Origin of the sequence: Lactiplantibacillus daoliensis, from assembly GCF_005405005.1 — a bacterium.
Lineage (GTDB): Bacteria > Bacillota > Bacilli > Lactobacillales > Lactobacillaceae > Lactiplantibacillus > Lactiplantibacillus daoliensis.
Map to the genome: position 1 here is coordinate 289957 of NZ_BJDH01000002.1, position 18048 is coordinate 308004.

16 protein-coding genes are annotated in these 18048 nt (G+C 43.0%); 5 read left to right on the forward strand and 11 right to left on the reverse strand.

What is annotated here, in order from left to right; all coding sequences use genetic code 11:
• Window positions 1-8 precede the first annotated feature (8 nt).
• The 4 genes from FFM64_RS03745 to FFM64_RS03760 all read right to left on the reverse strand — a co-directional run bounded on the left by FFM64_RS03745 (window position 9) and on the right by FFM64_RS03760 (window position 2701).
• Window positions 9-485 (reverse strand): flavodoxin, encoded by a 477-nt coding sequence (locus tag FFM64_RS03745; protein ID WP_223876882.1) that lies wholly within the window; start codon window positions 483-485, stop codon window positions 9-11.
• A 119-nt stretch (window positions 486-604) separates the two neighbouring features.
• Complete coding sequence (locus tag FFM64_RS03750) at window positions 605-1450, reverse strand: aldo/keto reductase family protein (protein WP_137606658.1); 846 nt, start codon at window positions 1448-1450, stop codon at window positions 605-607.
• Between the two features lie 157 nt (window positions 1451-1607).
• A complete protein-coding gene (locus FFM64_RS03755) occupies window positions 1608-1901 on the reverse strand; it encodes a hypothetical protein (protein WP_137606659.1) in 294 nt (97 codons plus the stop codon).
• Window positions 1902-2110: 209 nt separating this feature from the next.
• A complete protein-coding gene (locus tag FFM64_RS03760; RefSeq protein ID WP_137606660.1) occupies window positions 2111-2701 on the reverse strand; it encodes a hypothetical protein in 591 nt (196 codons plus the stop codon).
• Window positions 2702-3126: 425 nt separating this feature from the next.
• Here FFM64_RS03760 and FFM64_RS03765 point away from each other — a divergent pair, with 425 nt between their 5' ends.
• On the forward strand, window positions 3127-3783 hold the full coding sequence (locus FFM64_RS03765) for a VTT domain-containing protein (protein ID WP_137606661.1): 657 nt from the start codon (window positions 3127-3129) through the stop codon (window positions 3781-3783).
• 139 nt (window positions 3784-3922) lie between these two features.
• Here FFM64_RS03765 and FFM64_RS03770 read toward each other — a convergent pair whose 3' ends face one another.
• From FFM64_RS03770 to FFM64_RS03785, 4 genes are all read right to left on the reverse strand, one after another.
• Entirely contained in the window at window positions 3923-4372 is a 450-nt protein-coding gene (locus tag FFM64_RS03770; protein WP_137606662.1) for a hypothetical protein, read from the reverse strand.
• A 12-nt stretch (window positions 4373-4384) separates the two neighbouring features.
• Complete coding sequence (locus tag FFM64_RS03775) at window positions 4385-4768, reverse strand: hypothetical protein (protein WP_137606663.1); 384 nt, start codon at window positions 4766-4768, stop codon at window positions 4385-4387.
• A gap of 13 nt (window positions 4769-4781) precedes the next feature.
• Complete coding sequence (locus FFM64_RS03780; RefSeq protein WP_137606664.1) at window positions 4782-5795, reverse strand: lipoate--protein ligase; 1014 nt, start codon at window positions 5793-5795, stop codon at window positions 4782-4784.
• 452 nt (window positions 5796-6247) lie between these two features.
• The gene (locus tag FFM64_RS03785) at window positions 6248-8857 is read right to left on the reverse strand and encodes an SH3 domain-containing protein (RefSeq protein WP_223876883.1); all 2610 of its coding nucleotides are present in this window, start codon (window positions 8855-8857) and stop codon (window positions 6248-6250) included.
• A gap of 562 nt (window positions 8858-9419) precedes the next feature.
• On the opposite strand from FFM64_RS03785, the gene FFM64_RS03790 reads away from it, so the two are divergent.
• Both FFM64_RS03790 and FFM64_RS03795 read left to right on the forward strand, forming a co-directional pair.
• Entirely contained in the window at window positions 9420-9869 is a 450-nt protein-coding gene (locus FFM64_RS03790) for a universal stress protein (protein ID WP_137606666.1), read from the forward strand.
• A gap of 60 nt (window positions 9870-9929) precedes the next feature.
• Window positions 9930-10832 (forward strand): RluA family pseudouridine synthase, encoded by a 903-nt coding sequence (locus FFM64_RS03795; RefSeq protein WP_137606667.1) that lies wholly within the window; start codon window positions 9930-9932, stop codon window positions 10830-10832.
• A 64-nt stretch (window positions 10833-10896) separates the two neighbouring features.
• Here the strand turns inward: FFM64_RS03795 and asnS are convergent, their stop codons facing one another.
• The 3 genes from asnS to FFM64_RS03810 form a co-directional block, all read right to left on the reverse strand.
• Entirely contained in the window at window positions 10897-12288 is a 1392-nt protein-coding gene (gene asnS, locus FFM64_RS03800; protein WP_137606668.1) for an asparagine--tRNA ligase, read from the reverse strand.
• A gap of 465 nt (window positions 12289-12753) precedes the next feature.
• Entirely contained in the window at window positions 12754-15120 is a 2367-nt protein-coding gene (locus FFM64_RS03805) for a phosphoketolase family protein (protein ID WP_137606669.1), read from the reverse strand.
• Window positions 15121-15874: 754 nt separating this feature from the next.
• Window positions 15875-16600 (reverse strand): GntR family transcriptional regulator, encoded by a 726-nt coding sequence (locus tag FFM64_RS03810; RefSeq protein WP_137606670.1) that lies wholly within the window; start codon window positions 16598-16600, stop codon window positions 15875-15877.
• 123 nt (window positions 16601-16723) lie between these two features.
• On the opposite strand from FFM64_RS03810, the gene ybaK reads away from it, so the two are divergent.
• Both ybaK and FFM64_RS03820 read left to right on the forward strand, forming a co-directional pair.
• On the forward strand, window positions 16724-17230 hold the full coding sequence (gene ybaK, locus FFM64_RS03815) for a Cys-tRNA(Pro) deacylase (protein WP_137606671.1): 507 nt from the start codon (window positions 16724-16726) through the stop codon (window positions 17228-17230).
• A gap of 4 nt (window positions 17231-17234) precedes the next feature.
• Window positions 17235-18023, forward strand: coding sequence for a hypothetical protein (locus tag FFM64_RS03820; protein ID WP_137606672.1), 789 nt, complete (start codon window positions 17235-17237; stop codon window positions 18021-18023).
• Window positions 18024-18048: the final 25 nt, after the last annotated feature.

The following is an 18048-nucleotide window of genomic DNA, read 5'->3' on the forward strand; positions in this document are numbered from 1 at the left end:
AAGCAATATTAATTTTCTTTTTGCCACCAAGTTTGTAAAATCGTGTTTGCTTTAGCTAATTGCGACCCACTCAGCCCAATTCCCGCTTTAAAAGTTACGGACCCAGGCAATAATTTTTCGAAATCAGCTTCATAACTTCCTGGCGTTCCTGCATCCGTATAGAACGGCAACATGATGCCGCGAAAATCGCCTAACTGAGCTAAGAAGCGCCGCACGGGTGTCGCAACTTTGGCCGACCAAACCGGGCCACCGACTAAAATTGTGTCATATTGCCTCAAATCAGGTAACGAATTCGTTAATGCCGGTAACTTGCCACTCGCAAGTTGTTGGTTCGCAATATCCGAAGTCGCGTACATATCTGTTGAAAATGTGTCCGCTGCAACAGTCAACATGACTTGATCAGCACCTGTTACTTGCTGTAAAGCCGTGGCCATTTTAGCGGTATTGCCGGACCACGAATAAGTCACAATTAATCTTTTAGTCATTATTACTATCACTCCTTATTTTTCAACTTCAAGCTCAGTTTAACCCTTAAAGTGAACTTTAACGCAACTAAAAAGCGGCATCCCCTTTGACAGGTAACGCCGCTAAACACACATACTAGTTAGTCACCGACTGGATGATAACCATTACGATCAACCATGGCATTTAAAGTTGCCATATCCTGATCATCAATTTCAAAATCAAGTTGCGCGTTGGCTTCAACATGAGCCATCGCCCGTGCCTTTGGTAATGGCGCAACACCATTTTGAATAATGAAGCGTAAGGCCAATTGTGGCACGGAAACTTGATACTTGTCCGCCAACGCCTTTAAGCTAGCATTGTCCAACAAGCCACCGGTTGCCAATGGTGAATAGGCTTGAACCACGATCTGATTTGCTTCCGCCGTCTGTACGACAGTTTTCTGCGTATGACCAACATAATATTGAATTTGGTCAACAGCAGGTTTAACAGTTAAACCATCCCAAGTCAGCAAGTTTTCCAAATCAGCGGAATTAAAGTTTGAAACCCCAACCGATTTAGCCCGACCACTCTTATAAATATCTTGCATCGCACGCCAAACTTCACGATTTTCAGCATCATGGTTGGACCCCATCTGAGCCCATGGCCATGGCGCGTGAATAATGTATGAATCAACGTAATCCAAATCTAAGGCCGTCAAACTACTTTCAAAATCTGCCATAGTCGCGTCATAACTCTTAGATTCAGCAGGTAATTTTGTTTGGACAAAAATGTCTTCACGTTTGACATTGGCATCATGTAACGCCTCACCAACACTCTTTTCATTACGATAAGCTTTGGCAGTATCAATAAAACGATAACCAGCTTTCAGCGCATTGCTAACAGCATCATAGGTTTCTTGACCCGGTTTCGTCTGCCAAGTCCCAAAACCAACTTTTGGCATTTTTAAGCCGTTATTTAACGTAAAAGTCTCTGTAATTGTTGTCATGTAATCACTCCTAATTTGATGATTGACACTAGCTTACCCCCTTAGTCCTACACTAAGGCAATCTGCTTGTCTCAAAAAATTCAATCTTTTGATCATACATAAATAAGACCATTCCGAGCGTTAACCCAGAATAGTCTTATTAAATAATGGCACTACCTTAAAAATGAACGAATTTTAAAACTAAAGCGAAGTACAGTAAGACGGCGATGCCAACACCCAATGTATAGAGCAACGCCAACCATTGACCTTTAGCTGTGCGACCTGTTGGCCCAAAACAGAGTGCCACGCCACCACACAATACACTTAAAGTGCCAAGTTCTAGGCCCCAGTTATGATTAAACATCATGACAAACGGACCAATTAAGGCAGCCACGATGGCGACCCACTTAGCAATGACTAGCACCGTGCGCCCAACTTTTCGATCATAGGCATCATATTTTTGTTTGGCCATTTTTTCACCCCCCTAATTAATTTGTGCATACAAATCTTCTTAACTAGTATGCCGTAGATTGACCAATTGTTCAAGAAGGCGCTTACTTTTTCAAAAAAAAAAGAACCCTCGTTACCATTCGAGGATTCCCACTTAATTCCACTAAGTCTAACACTTGATAGCTTTTACAATCATTATCATAAATTTTAAAGTCCACTTTAAGTCAAGATCTATTTATAAGCTTGGGCAACTACATCCCAAGCATCGGCACCCTTAGCGGTATCTTGTTTTTCAAGTTGTCCGTTAGCATTCACCCGGAAAATGCCGGCTAAATGTGAAACTTGATTATTACCGGTTTCTCGAACTTCAATATAAACCAACCCGTCTGCCTTTTTCGTCTGATTAAAGCCAAAATCTGCTTTAGTGGTTTTAGTCCCTTGATATTCAGCAGCCAATTGTTGCCAGACCCAGTCATTGATCTGATCAGCGCTTAAGTTATCGGTTGCGACTGTTCCAGTGGCGCTCGTACTTGTCGCAGTAGTCGTCGGTTTTGTTTTAGCTGAACTCGACTGACTTGTTTCTGTGGGTGTTGTTTGCGACGAAGATGTTGATTTGCTTGAATCATTCGCCGACTGCTTCGAACTAGTCTTCGTTGATGCCGCCTTAGCGGCCGGGCTAGTGACTTTCTTAGTGACTGCCGAACTCGTCGTAGTCGTCGCAACTGGCGTGGCACTTTGGGACCCGTTTGGCCAAAGCAAATAACCGCCCCCCAAGACTGCTACGCCAACCAATACGGATGTACTAATCATTAATTTCTTCATTATGAGTCAACTCCCCAAAATTATTAATCTGACTCTTGAGACAAGAATACCTTAAGTTGTGTGAATTTACCAACCTTTTTCAGGATTAAACACAATCTTAACAATTCGAAAAAAAGAGCGAGCCGACTGTATAAATACAGTTAGCTCGCTCTAGTCACGGCGCTGGCAAAAAACCAACGGGGGTGACGCTCCACAACGTCATTGACCCAAACATTCCGAAATACGTCGGAAAAACATGTCCCGCTATCAATATTAGTCACAAGCCGCTCGCGCGGAACCACCATCACTGATGATCTGACTTTATCGACTCATCGCAATAGCAACTCTATCATCTTTCATCCCTAGTTGCAAGTTTTGCTCGTCATTATTCTTGGCGCTCCAACACAAAAATGGTATATTAAGTCGGTATCACAGGAGGAATTTTTATGACATGGCTTACCATTGCCTGGACGATTCTCTTACGTCCATTGAGTTACTTAGTTGCCATAACCAACCAAATTGGCGGTTGGTCTTATGGGTTACTGTTCACTATTATCTTCTTAGAATCAGCCTTTCTAGCGTTCGCTTTTTTGCCCGGTCAATCGTTATTGTTCCTCAGCAGTTCGATTGCCGCCAACGCAAGTTCACAGTTAAATATTTGGCTATTATTACTTATTTTTATTACCGCAGCCACTAGCGGTGCCATGTTGAAATACACTCTGACACGCCGTACCGAACGGCGACTGTCCCATCAAAATCGCCTTAAACGGGAACTAAACTCCCCAAAACTAGACGCGACCCGTACATTATTTGATGAACATGAAAAGCCCTCTATGCTGTGGGGGCGCTTTATTCCCTTCATTGGCTTATTTATTCCAGTGATTGCTGGCACCACGGCAATGGATTGGCGCCACTTTCAGTTTTGGAATTTCATGGGCGTCCTCATCTGGGTCGGCAGTTGTTGCTTCTTCGGCTACTATTTCGGAGATTGGCCCTTTGTGGAAAGTAATTTCACTTGGATCATGCTCGCCTTAATCTTTATTCCGATGCTTGGTCGTTATACCTATCAAGCCTTTAAACAGCACCATGTCGCCACAAATTAAAAAAGCCATCACCACTGATTGGGCGCTCTCCAATCAAGGGTGATGGCTTTTTCTCGTTCTGAAGGTATTAGTTTGGCTCTGATACCATGTTCACATTATAACTGATTAATGTAAATTTATCATTAAAGTGCTGTAAAGATTATTCGCCTGCAGACATAATTTCGTCTAACCGCTCTGTCTGTGTCGCCAACCATGTCGTTAGTAAATCTTTAGCCGCAACTCGATCAGCTAAGACTTTCTCAGCTGAACCTAATTCATCAATCCTGAGACCGGATCGAAAAGCTTCTGATTCAGCAATCATATACAGGTTGATTGGCATCGTTTCTTCTGCAACCGTCACTTTGCCGATTTCAGTCAAGTTCGCCAATGGTAAATTGATGACACTCGTTTCCAACCGAAAACTAATCGCTGGTTCATGCTCAGTGGTTAGCGTTGCCTGCGCCAATTTGTCCGCCTGCACGTTGTCTAAGAAGCCATCTAACCAATTAGCTACTTGCGCATCCAAATGCTCGTACGCGGCTTTCACAGTCGTCTGAGCAAGTTTCTCTGCAGTTACTTCATCAATAAATGTTTGTACGTTTCGTTGCATACTATCCCTCATTTAGTTAGTTTTGTGACGCCAACGAGTCAATAAGACTACCGTATAGAAGTTAACGACCAATCCAATCGCGGCCACAACTTCAAGTAGTAATTTGACTTCCATGCCCGCATTGCTCTGATAACCAGACATCAAAGCACTAATCAGCCCCAATGAATAAATCACTAAGACTAACCCTAGGACATAAAAACCCAGCATCCGATTCAGATAAACCGCTAGTGTCCCAAGTAAATACAGTACTAAGGCAATTAATAAGCCTTGCCACATCTGACCACTTGCGACCTTAGTCGTTTGTAGTTGCAAATGACTGGTCGACATCATCCAATTGACGATACCGTAACAAAAAAAGGAAACAAACGCAAATGCGACTAGTCGTGTGAGTTTCAAACAATCACTCCTGTTATTCGGCGATTAGGTCGATAACATCTTCGCGAGGAATTCCTGTAAAGTAACGATTCAAATCAAGGTCCGCTAACTTTTCAGCAATCACATTATGGTCATAACGTAGGCCAGTCAAGGCTTTTTCAACGTCATGCACGTCTCCGCTACCAAAGAAATCGCCGAAGAATTTAATATTTTGAATATGACCATCGGTGACTTGTAACCGCGCATCGATCGTCCCCATGTCAAAATGTTGACGCCGTTTTACTGAGAATTCAGGTGATTTACCGTAAACCCAGTCCCAATTAGCATAATAGTCTTCATAAATTTTATCAATGGCTTTTTGTTGTTCTGGGGTGACTTGATATTCTTTATCCTTGATTTCATCTAATGAATCAACATGGAATAATTTTGTCAATAACGTGTCCCGGAATTCTGGTACCGTGATATCTTGATATTCAGGTGCTAAGAATGGGCGCAAATTAGTGACCCGGCTACGTACCGATTTGATACCTTTAGAAGCAATCTTGTCCGTTGGTACCGTTAAAGCATTAGGCACAACGTTCAGATCAACATTCAACATCAAGGTTCCATGTGAGAACGTCTTACCATTTCGTGAATACATGGCGTTGCCAGAGAACTTTTTACCATCAACTAATAAATCATTGCGGCCACTGACATTGGCAGTCGTAGCGCCCATTTCATGCAACACATCAATAATTGGTTGCGTAAATGTCTTAAAGTCCCCAAATTCTTGACTGTCACTATCTACCACAAAACTAAAGCACAAGTTGCCAAGGTCCTGATAAACCGCCCCGCCACCAGAAAGACGACGAGTTACTGTAATGTTATGTTCACGCACATAGTCCGCATTGATTTCTTCCAATGTGTTTTGATTACGTCCAACAATAATACAAGGTTCCTCATAATAAAACAGGACTAATGGTTCATCAAATTCGACATTGTTCATCAAATATTGTTCAGTTGCTAAATTCCGACCAATTTCATGGTCTTTCATTGAAACATAGTACATTTAATATCAGCTCCTCAGCTTTAGGTTACCTTTATCATACTATACGAAATAAAAAAGAGCCCCACATGTGAGCCCTGTTTTGGAAGAATCATAAAATTGAGTGTGGAATTCTTCATCCCTCAAACATCATTGCGTCACAATCCACATCCTTGAGCATTTGATTGGCGGCTACATGCCCTCCATGGATATTTCGTGCCATCAATAGATGGAAGTTGGTCAGCTGGTTATCCGAAATTAGCGGAAACGCTGTATACTGCACTAGCTATCACTTGACGGGTTTGTTACAACAATTGGGTAACGATGCTACTGACCTGAGATTCTTCCGATGGATTTAGTATAGCAGACAATGTAAGCGATTGCAATGATTCGCAAAAACAACCCGGTTAGCTAATTGCCAACCAGGTTGTCCGTTTTCCATTCAGGAAATTTTTATTTATCTGACCTTGATTACGTTACCGTGGCACGTAATGCGTGGCACCTGAGTAACTTAGGTATTTCAGCCAAGTTCGGCCCTCAGCCTTAACCGTGCCATTATAGTAAACAGTTTCGCCTTGGTTATAGCGACCGACCACACCGGCACTCATGCTCGGTGCATTCCGGATTTCGGTTGTATTTGTGAATCGGAATGCCCCGCTATCATTAGTGACACTTGTTGTGCCAGCATTAGCAACACCACTGATGGCCACATAATGTGTCGCACCAGAATAAGCCTGATACTTCAACCACGTTTGGCCATTGGCAATGACTTTGCCGTTGTAATAAACGGTGTCACCAGCGCCATAGGTCCCGACAGTACTAGCATTGGCGTTTGGTGCACTCTTAATGGCTGTCGTCGTGGTAAAACGATAACTACCACTTTGCGCAATGTTTTGAGTTGGTGCTGAGCTGCTGACATTACCACCAATTGCAACATAGCGCTGAACACCAGAATTGGATTGATAACGTAGCCAAGTTTGACCATTTACCGTAACTTTACCGTTGTAGTAAACGGTGTTACCCGCATAGTAAGTTCCCACGGTTTGAGCGTTATTGTCAGGAGCACTCTTAATGGCAGTTGTTTCATTGAACCGATATGATCCGGTCTGTGGTAACACCACAACTGGCTTCGTATCCTGATTATTATTGTTATTACTTTCGTTAATAGCAACATAGTGTACAGCACCAGAATAAGATTGATAACGCAGCCAAGTTTGGCCTTCTGCTGAAACTTTACCATTATAATAAACGGTTTCCCCAGCGCGGTACGTCCCGACCGTTTGGGCATTGGTCTGTGGCGCAGTCTTGATTGCCGTATCATAGTTGAAACGATATGAGCCGGACGCTGGAACTACGGTTGGTTGATTTGGCGTTTCGACTGTATCACCGGTAGTTGCCACGTAGCGTGTTGCACCAGAGTAAGAGGTATATTTCAGCCAAGTTAAGCCTTCTGCAGTCACTTTTCCATTGTAATGAACGCTTTCGCCGGCATTATAAGTCCCGACTGCCTGTGCCGACTTGCTAGCCGCATTACGAATAGTCGTCTTGGCACTAAACTTGAAGTTGCCACTTTCAGTGGTAACGTTGGTCTGTCCACCATTATTGTTACCGTTATTACTATTGTTGTTATTTTCATTGCCATTGCCGTTACCACTAATTGCAATGTAGTGAGTCTTGCCAGAATAAGCTTGATACTTCAACCAAGTATAGCCATTGGCTTCAACCTTGGCCGAGTAGTAGACACTTTCACCGGCGTTATATGATCCGACAACTGCTGAAGACATGTCGGCTTCGGCATGAATATCTGTTTTGGCTTTGAAAACATAACGACCAGAATTAGTATCCGTTCCACTATTATTGTTGTTATTATTGCCACTGTTCGTATCACCTGGAACTGGATCTTTACCCGGTGTAATATTGGCAACCTCTTGATCCCAACTTTGCAGACCATAGCTATTAACCATATTGATTAAAGCATTCGCATAGTTAGGATCCGTCGCATAACCATCTTGTTGAAGCAATCGCGCAACCTTTTGATAGTCACGTTCACCTAGTAAATTACTGTAACGGGAATTTTCATCTAAGAAACGGCCGTGGTCTTCCACACTGGCTGACCAATTAGGGTATTTTCTAAACGCAGCATTAACCGTGTAATATCCATTTGGTCCCCATTCTTGAGTTGGGAACATAATTGATTGACCGTTGTAGCTCCCCTTAATCCCGAACAGGTTATTTCCTTGAGTTGACAACTGAGAACGCCCCCAGCCACTTTCAAGAATAGCCTGAGCAGCAGTGATTGACGGTAAAACACCGTACTTCTGCCAGCCTGAAATGGCGCCAGCTTTAATTTCACTAAAGAATTGGTCCTGATAACCAGCTAATCTTGGCGTAATCACAATATCATCGTAATACCCCGGTCCAAGTGTATTATTAGACTTAACTTTAGAATTATCTGGTGCAGGCGTCGTTGCTTCGGTCGCAGACTCGCTGGTTGCTTGCGAGCTTTGGCTGGTCGCTGAGCTTGCAGAACTTTGTGAACTTTGGCTTGTCTCCGAGCTGGCACTTGTTTGTGAGCTTTGACTCGTTTCTGAACTCAAACTAGCACTAGCCGGTGAAGTTTGACTCGTTGGTGCAGCCAAACGTGCTCTTGATGTTTGACCGGTTGCTGAATTAGGTTCAGCTTGTGATCCTTGGCTGGTAGCAGACCCGGCGCTGGCTGCTGATTCTTGACTAGTGGCAGAACCAGCGCTGGCTTGTGAACTCTGACTAGCGGTTGAGCTGGCTACGCTCCCTGCCAGTGGCATTGTTGCAGTACTATTGGCGACCACCGTCTTAGTCAACTCGGTCGAAACCGCTTGCTCGCGCAGTAGCGATGAGGAGACCACCACTTCTTCTGGATCAACTTGAGTTTCACTGGCCTGTACATACGTATTCTGCTGCTTATTCGTTGAATCAGTACTGCTATCATCCGCTTGGCCTGTTTTAGCCGTAGCTGGCTTGGAACCGCTTGTTGCTGAGTCGGCCTTACTGACAACTACCGGTAAAAGTGCTGTGCTAAGCATGAGCGATGCGATTACTTTTGTCATTCCCAGTTTCAATTGAAATTCCCCGAATCTTTCGTTGATTTTTTTAATTTTCCGTTCATTACAAAACTAACTTAATTTACTGAGCTTTGCTGTTACAGCAATTATAGTAGCATCTAGTCGTGTGACATTCAATTCAGATGCTGTAATATAAATCTATTAATATCGCCAAAAACAAGTAACCCGTATCTCATCCTATGAATAATTTGTTATTTTTATTATCTGTGTACATTGTCATCAAGTTTTTAAAAATGTCGTAATCAAGGTTGCCCCTTATATTAAAGCGATTACTTTTTCTTATTTTTATAATTTATATGATTAACTAGATTTTTTCAACTAAAAGCAAATCTGAATTAATCATGAACAGCATTCCCAAAACACCAATCATCGACGCTTACAAAAAAATTTCAAATTTTAATGATAATTACAATATCGATAGAAAACTTTACAATTTGTAACAAAGTCGGTTCTCGCTTACGAACTTCTGAACTAAAAGGCTTACAGTTCTGAAAATTAATGCTAAAATAAACATATTAATCACGAAACACAAACGGGGGTAACCATTATGTTACAACAATATCAAAATATCTTGGTACCAGTTGACGGGTCCAAGGTCACCGAAGAAGTTTTAAAACGTGGGATTGAAGTTGCTAAACGCAACCAAACTCACTTAGATATTCTAAATGTCTTGGAAGTCAATCAATTCAGTGATACGTATGGCGGTGCGGTCAGTGGCGATGTGATTTACAAGTTATCTGAAGATGTACAAAAACGCTTGGAAGAACTCAAACAACAAGCTATCGACGCCGGCGTGAGTGACGTTGAAATGCATGTCCGTTTTGGAAATCCCAAGACAGTCATCGCACGGGAATTTCCAGCCGATCACCACAACGAATTGATTATGATTGGCTCAACTGGGCTTTCAGCGGTTGAACGTCTCATGGTTGGTTCTGTGACCACTTACGTCAGCCGAAATGCCGTTTGTGACGTTTTAATTGTAAAGCCTGACAAATAACTAGCTTTGATAGCGCGAGTTTTCGCGCTATTTTTTTGACCAAGAAAGGGAAATTAACTCGTGCAATGGACATATCGATTAGCTATTCCAGCCGCTCTAAATAGAAAAACCGTTCGTGATTGCTTAAAGGAATGGTTGATTCCAAAACGAATTCAAGGACAACTACGGCAAGGACGACGCCTATGGGTCAATACTGTCCCCGCTTCAGTGGCAACCATTGTGACGACTGGTGATCAACTAACCCTGCAATTTTTACCGAGTGACTTTCGGACACCGACTTCCAATTATGCCCCGGACAGTCCGAACTCAGTCGTCATTTTATATCAAGACAACGATCTATTAGTCGTCAATAAACCGGCTGGAATCAAGTCTCATCCCAATCAGCCAGGCGAAGTTGGCTCGATTCTCAATCATTTAGCTGCCTTCCTGGCCCCGACTGATCAAGCCCCTTACATGGTCCACCGACTTGACCAAATGACTTCTGGTGCGATGCTAGTCGCGTTAAATCCAGTTGTCGTTCCGATCTTAGACCGTCTCATTAGCACCAAACAGATTCACCGCACTTACTACGCCTGGGTTCGTGGTCATTTTTCACAACCACAAGGTCAATTTAACGACGCAATTGGCCGTCATCCAACCGATAAACGTAAGCGCTGGATCAATGTTCCTGACGCGCAGGAGGCTCTGACCGATTATCAGATCATCCGAACGACAGCGCATCAGAGTCTCGTTAAACTAACGTTGCAAACTGGTCGCACGCATCAACTCCGCGTTCATTTAGCTGCCAACGCCCACCCGATTATTGGTGATCCCTTGTATGATGACCAAGCTGATACAGCACCACGTCTGATGTTACACGCCATTCAGCTGCACATTCAACGACCATTCAGTACTCAGATGGTTGATGTTTCTGCACCACTACCCTCACTTTTTCAAAATGACGATTTAATCGATACATTCTAAAAAAAGCTGCACGCAACGACCTTATCAGGTCAGTGACGTGCAGCTTTTTTAGACAATTTTGGTGTTAGAAATCAGCGTTACCGGGTGTCCGTGGGTAAGGGATCACGTCACGAATGTTTTCCATCCCAGTGACGTACATCAATAGACGTTCAAAACCAATCCCGAAACCGGAGTGAACCGTTTCGCCGTACTTTCGGAGTTCCAAGTACCATGCATATTCTTCTGGTGGCAACTTATAATCCTGAATCTTCTTGGCGAGTTGCGCTTGCCGTTCTTCACGTTGACTCCCACCAACTAATTCTCCAATTTCAGGGACCAGCATATCAACGGCCGCAACCGTCTTACCATCTTCGTTATCACGCATGTAGAAAGCTTTGATTTCTTTTGGATAATCCGTGATAAAGGTTGGGCGCTTGTAAACTTGTTCGCACAAGTAACGTTCATGTTCAGCTTGTAAATCTAAGCCCCAGTAAACAGGAACATCAAATTTAACTGGTGCCCTTTTCAATTCTTCAATTGCTTCCGTATACGTAATTTGCGCAAATTTTTCATCAACCGTTTGGTGTAACCGTTCGAGTAAATGTTCATCGACTGAACTGTTCAAGAATTCCAATTCATCCTTAGCATGTTCAAGTAAGTAGTTAACAACCGACTTCAACAAGGCTTCGGAGGTCACGATGATGTCGTGTAAATCAGCAAACGCCATTTCTGGTTCAATCATCCAGAATTCTGAGGCATGCCGTTGCGTATGTGAATCTTCGGCCCGGAAAGTTGGCCCAAAGGTGTAAACATTCCGTAATGCCAGTGCAAAGGCTTCGACAGGTAATTGACCACTAACCGTTAAGTTGGTTTCCTTTTTAAAGAAATCTTCGTGATCATCAACCTTACCATCCGCCGTCTTAGGCAAGTTGTTCATGTCTAACGTGGTAACCCGGAACATTTCCCCGGCCCCTTCACTATCACTGCTCGTAATGATTGGCGTATTCACATAAGTGAAGCCATGTTCTTGTAAATACTGATGAATGGCAAACGCTGCAAGTGACCGAATCCGGAAAACAGAATAGAACGTGTCTGTCCGTGGGCGCAAATGCGCAATCGTCCGTAAATATTCATACGTGTGCTTTTTCTTTTGTAAAGGATAGTCATTATCTGATGCCCCTTCTACTTCGATCGCAGTTGCATGAATTTCTAGTGGCTGTTTGGCCGTTGGCGTGTAAACAACCGTCCCGGTCACCTTAATGGTTGTACTTAAAGGTAACTTTTTGAATTCCTCAAAGCCTTCCAAATCGCTGGCCATGACAATCTGAGCATGCTTAAGCGTTGAACCATCACTTAATTCAATGAAGCCAACCCGTTTTGAACCCCGGGCAGTTTTAACCCAACCGTGTAGGACAACAGTTTCATCTTCAGCAAACTGCTGATCACTAAATAAATCTTTAACTAAAACTTCCGTCATCTTAAATCTCCTCCTATGACAACTAAAAAAGAGCCTTCATCCCTAATAACTAGGGACGAAAACTCTTTCCGCGGTACCACCCAAATTGTTCTTATTTCAAAACCAACTTTAATAAACGTCCATATAGACGTTCCCGCTTGATAACGTGTCGGTTACGGCTCAGCCTACTCTTTTCATTTCAGCCAGCAACAAAAACGGGGTTATCCAAACCGGACAGTTGACTAAGCTCTCACTATCCTTAGCTCGCTATGCACTGTTGCCGGCTCGGCGTTGACCGTTTCAATTCTTTTTAGTCTTATTTAACTTTTGTCAGCGTATCACAAAAAGACACGAAATACAACTTGGGCACGACTGACAAGTCATGAATTTTGGCAACGTGTTATCAACAAAAACTGCGATCAACTAACAAGCACAGCTCGTTAATCAATCGCAGTTTAATTAGCTTAGTTTAAATTCCTGAACAGCTTATTTCAAGCCTTTCCATTGCCAGTCATTAACCTCTGGCAAGTCGGTCCCAGCATCCCGAATGTATGCGTTGTGCTTAGCTAACATGTTATCCATGTCTTGAACAAAGGCTGCGCCGGTATCTTCCATTGCTGGTTGCGCCGCAATCGCTGCTTTTGCCAAGTCGAAACGGTCCATTTGGTTCATGACCCGCACATCGAATGGGGTCGTAATATCCCCATTTTCACGGTAACCATGCACATGAAGATTGTGGTTATGACGATCAAAGAAGATGTCACGAACCAAGTCTTCATAGCCATGGAAAGCAAAGATAACTGGTTTATTCTTCGTAAAGTAATGGTCGAATTCTTCATCTGACAAGCCTCGAGGATCTTTCTCAGGACTCCGTAACTTCAACAGGTCAACCACGTTCACAAACCGAATCTTCATGTCAGGGAAACTGTCATGCAACAATTGAACCGCGGCTAATGCTTCCAAAGTTGGTTCAGTCCCAGCAGTAGCGAAGACAATATCTGGTTCACTGCCTTGATCGGTACTTGCCCAATCCACGATACCTAAGCCATTATCAACCAATTGTTTAGCTTCTTCAATGCTGAACCATTGTTGACGTGGGTGCTTGGAAGTAACCACGTAATTAATTTTTTCTTGGCTTCGGAAAATAACGTCACCAACGGCTAACAACGTGTTCGCATCAGCTGGCAAGTATTCGCGGATATATTCAGGTTTCTTTTCAGCCAAATGAGTCAAAGCACCAGGATCTTGGTGGGTGTAGCCATTATGATCTTGTTGGAAAACAGTTGAAGCCGCAATGATGTTCAATGATGGGTACTTGTTACGCCAATCAAGTTCATTAGCTTTCCGTAACCACTTGAAGTGTTGCGTCAACATTGAATCCACGACCCGTAAAAAGGCTTCATAGCTTGCAAACAGACCATGACGACCAGTTAAGACGTAACCTTCTAACCAGCCTTCAGCTTGATGTTCAGATAACTGAGCATCTAAAACTCGGCCAGCTGGGGCTTCAAATTGATCACTGTCTGGATGAATGTCTTCCAGCCATTGACGGTTAGTCGCTTCAAAAATACCATAAAGCCGGTTAGACATGGTTTCATCAGGTCCGAACAAGCGGAAGTTATCAGGATTTTTCTTGATCACATCACGCAGATAATCTGACCAAACGATCATGTCTTGCTTAACATTTTCGCCGCGCTTAGTTGTATCAACAGCATAATCACGGAAGTTAGGTAAGTTCAAGGCCTTTGGATCAACCCCACCATTGGTGATTGGGTTAGCAGCCATGCGACTCTGACCAGTTGGAATAATGGCCTTGATATCATCCTTCAAAGTCCCATCTTCATTGAAAAGTTCTTCTGGTTTATATGATTCCAGCCAGTCAACTAAGGCTTCTGAATGTTCCATATCGTTTTGATCAACAGGAATTGGAATTTGATGGGCTCGGAATGAGCCTTCAATCTTTTCACCATCCCATGACTTAGGACCGGTCCAGCCTTTAGGAGCGCGGAAAACGATCATTGGCCAAGTTGGTAAACTTGGATCATTGTTTTCACGAGCATTCTTTTGAATGGCCTTGATCTTTTCAATCGCTTCATCCATGGCTTTTGCCAATAATGGATGAACCTTTTCAGGATCGTCACCAGTGACAAAGATTGGTTCCCAATTCATGCTTTCGAAGTATTTCGCGAGCTTTTCATCTGAAGTCCGACCAAAGATGGTTGGGTTAGAAATCTTGAAACCATTTAAGTTTAGGATTGGTAAAACTGCCCCGTCGTTGATTGGGTTGATGAACTTCGTGGATTGCCATGAAGTTGCTAATGGGCCAGTTTCGGATTCCCCGTCACCAACGACAACGGCGGCGATTTCGTCTGGGTTATCTAAGATTGCACCGGTACCATGTGAGATCGAATAACCAAGTTCACCACCTTCGTGGATTGAACCAGGTGTTTCAGGGGCAGCATGAGAAGCCACACCACCTGGGAATGAGAATTGTTTGAACAACTTCTGCATCCCTGCCTTGTCCTGCGTAATTTCAGGATAAATATCGGTATAGGTCCCATCCAAGTATGAATTAGAAACCATCACTTGGCCACCATGACCGGGACCTTCAACGTAGAACATCTTCAAGTTATATTTATTAATGACACGGTTTAAATGCGCGTAAATAAAGTTTTGTCCGGCAATCGTACCCCAATGGCCGATTGGATGGACCTTAACGTCGCTCGCTTTTAATGGTTGTTGTAATAATGGATTATCTTTTAAATAAAGTTGACCAACGGATAAGTAGTTGGCAGCCCGCCAATACTTGTCAACTTCTTGCAAATATGCTGGTGATGAGTAATCTGTAGCCATATTCAAAACACTCCTTAATTTGCTTTAAGTTATTGTCTGTAACCGACATTGTTTACAAGTACTATCTTAACAGCTTACTTGTAAAAATCAACCTTTTTGTCAATTGGGACGGTCCAATTAAAACGACTAATTTTATTGTGATACATAAAGGGTGTAAGACTCAAAAACATCACAAATGTCGCAGTACCAGTAACCGTTACGTTTAAAGTAGAATTTAGCGCTCCGTCAGTCAGAATCGGTGTACTGTGGGGGACGGCACCAGCCAAAGTCCGGTCTGCCACCTCAATTCCAAGCCGATAAAACACGTCTTTGAAGTGCCCCGCAAGATTAGTCAGCCAAGAACGCCGACTAATCTTGCCGACACTGCACACCGATTCTAACTGACTCCGCTAAGCATAAATAACAGATTTTATCTCTTGAAAACCACTGATTAGCTGGAGGTTGTTGCTGATAACATCGGACGTGCAGGTAGCGTTTGACCGGCGTTCTTTTAGCCGACCTTACACCACGGACGGCTCGGAAGATTTGCGGTTTTGGCAAAGTTTCCGAGCGAGGTTCAAGACGTTTCTACGGCTTGAACCGGTCCCTCGGCCGCTTGTTATCAGCAACAACCGGAAGTGGCAGTTATCGACTAGTTTTCATTACCTAATCGTTGATGTCCACGTGCAGACTGGCCATTTTTAACTTTCAACCTTTTGGTGATATATAAAAACCAGCATCAACCCTAGGGTGACACTGGTTTTTATCGATACCATTATTGTTCAGTTGAGACAAATGTTGTATATTTCATATACTTGTAATGCAGGCGCATATTGGAGACCTCAAACGGGGTTCCATCATCAAGAAAGAAAATCCCGCCCATGACGCCAACTGGCTCGGTGGCCTTCAGAGAAAGTAATTTTTGATCCGTTGCCGTCGAAACATCCGCCGAAATCGATAAGAAAGATTTAGTCACCGCCGACTTTAGCGCTTTTTGCACATATGAAAAGATTGAACCACTCACAATTTGTCGATTCAGTTCAGGGACAAGTTTAATCGGAATATAACCCGTTTCAATCATAAAAGGTTGCTCGTCCAATAGCCGCAACCGTTTGATTTCATAAACAAATTCATCCGGAGCTAAAAATAAATCTTGTTGCAACTCTTGACTTGCAGGAATCACCTGAAAGTCTAATAATTGAATACTGGGTTGTGCCCCTTCTGTATTTAAACTATCTGTAATTCCTAAATTTGTGCCTTCATACTTAAATGAAGATTGATTTTTAAGATATAATGGATTAATAAACGTTCCTGAACCCCGCTTCTTGAAAATGAGCCCTTGATTGGCTAACACGTTGAGGGCCCGCTTAATAGAACTACGGCTCACTTGGTACTGTTCACTGAGGCTCCGTTCATCTGGTAATTTCTTATCAACAAATTCATTGGCCATAATACGTTTGTTAAGGTCTGTGATTACTTGTTGATAAACTAAATCTGCCATCATGATTCCTCCTCGTCTTTGATTTGCTAACTAGAGTATAGCAGAAATTTGACGGTCTGCGTGAATTGCACCGGTCCATTTTAAAAATTGGGACGACTATTTTAATTGGTGAGGATGAATAACATGTCAAAAAAGCGTAAAAACAAAGACGGCTTAGGCAAAACCTTAGTTGAGAAGATTTTGGATAAGGCTAATATCAGTTATCAACAATATGAATTTCCAACCAAAACCGAGGGTGACGTTGAACAATTGCAAGTCGACCATCTGGGCGTTGACGAACATCATATTTACAAAACCCTCGCATTGATTGGCAATAAAACTGGACCATTAGTTGGCGTTTTGCCTATCGATGAACATCTGAGTTATAAAAAATTAGCCAAATTGTCCGGCAACAAAAAGGTCGGAATGATTCCGTTGAAAGACTTGGAACGCACTACCGGTTATGAACATGGTGCTAATACTCCGGTGGGAATTTGGGAAACTAAAAAGTTCCCGATTTACTTAAATGACAGTGCCAAAAAGCAAGGTCAAATCTTAGTCTCGTCTGGTAAGATCGGTCGCTCCATCGAAATCGACGCCGATGATTTACGTAAATTAGTCCACGGGACCTTTGGCGAAATAACGGAGTGATGACTTGGCACAATTTATCTGGAACCTCCTATTAGTACTTTTTACTTTATTGGGATTACCGGCTGGATTGGCTTGGTTGCTAACCATCGTTAATCGCCATACTAAAGCAAACTTAGTCAATCGATACGGCATCAACAGCCAAGTTTATCTGGGTTGCTTAGGTATTATGATTCACGAACTGAGTCATTTAATCTTGGCAGTCGTTTTCCATCATCACATTCAATCAGTGCGACTCCTCAAATTACCGCACCTAAATCAGGATACTGGCGCTCCTGAAGATCTCGCACTGGGTTATGTGAATCATACTTGGAGTCAGTCAAGTATCTATCAAAATGTCGGCAATTTATTCATCGGCGTTGCACCAATCTTCGGCTGTACCGCTAGCTTGCTAGGCTTAGATGCCCTACTCTATCCAGGCTTAGCCCAAGCCATCTTCCGACTAGCTGATCATCCCTTCGATCCAGATTGGTCCGGCAGTTGGACGGCTTTAACGACCAACGTCAGTAGCTGGTGGCAATTATTATTATTGCTTATCCTAACAATTCTAATCGTTATCGGTGGTTTTGATCTCAGCCCCGCCGACTACCAGAATAGTTCATTAGGCTTATCCACGATGTTGATTTTCTTAACTGTCGCCACTATTATTTTTTCGATTTTTGATCAGCAAGCGCCCATCATTTTAAAGGCGATCACCTCATTTGGCTTCACATTAGCCATGATTCTAGGCTATTCACTCCTAGTTTCAATTGTGGTAATGCTGATTACGCGGTTACTACCGCAACGACGACGCTAAAAAGGCTCAGGGAAAAATTCCCTGA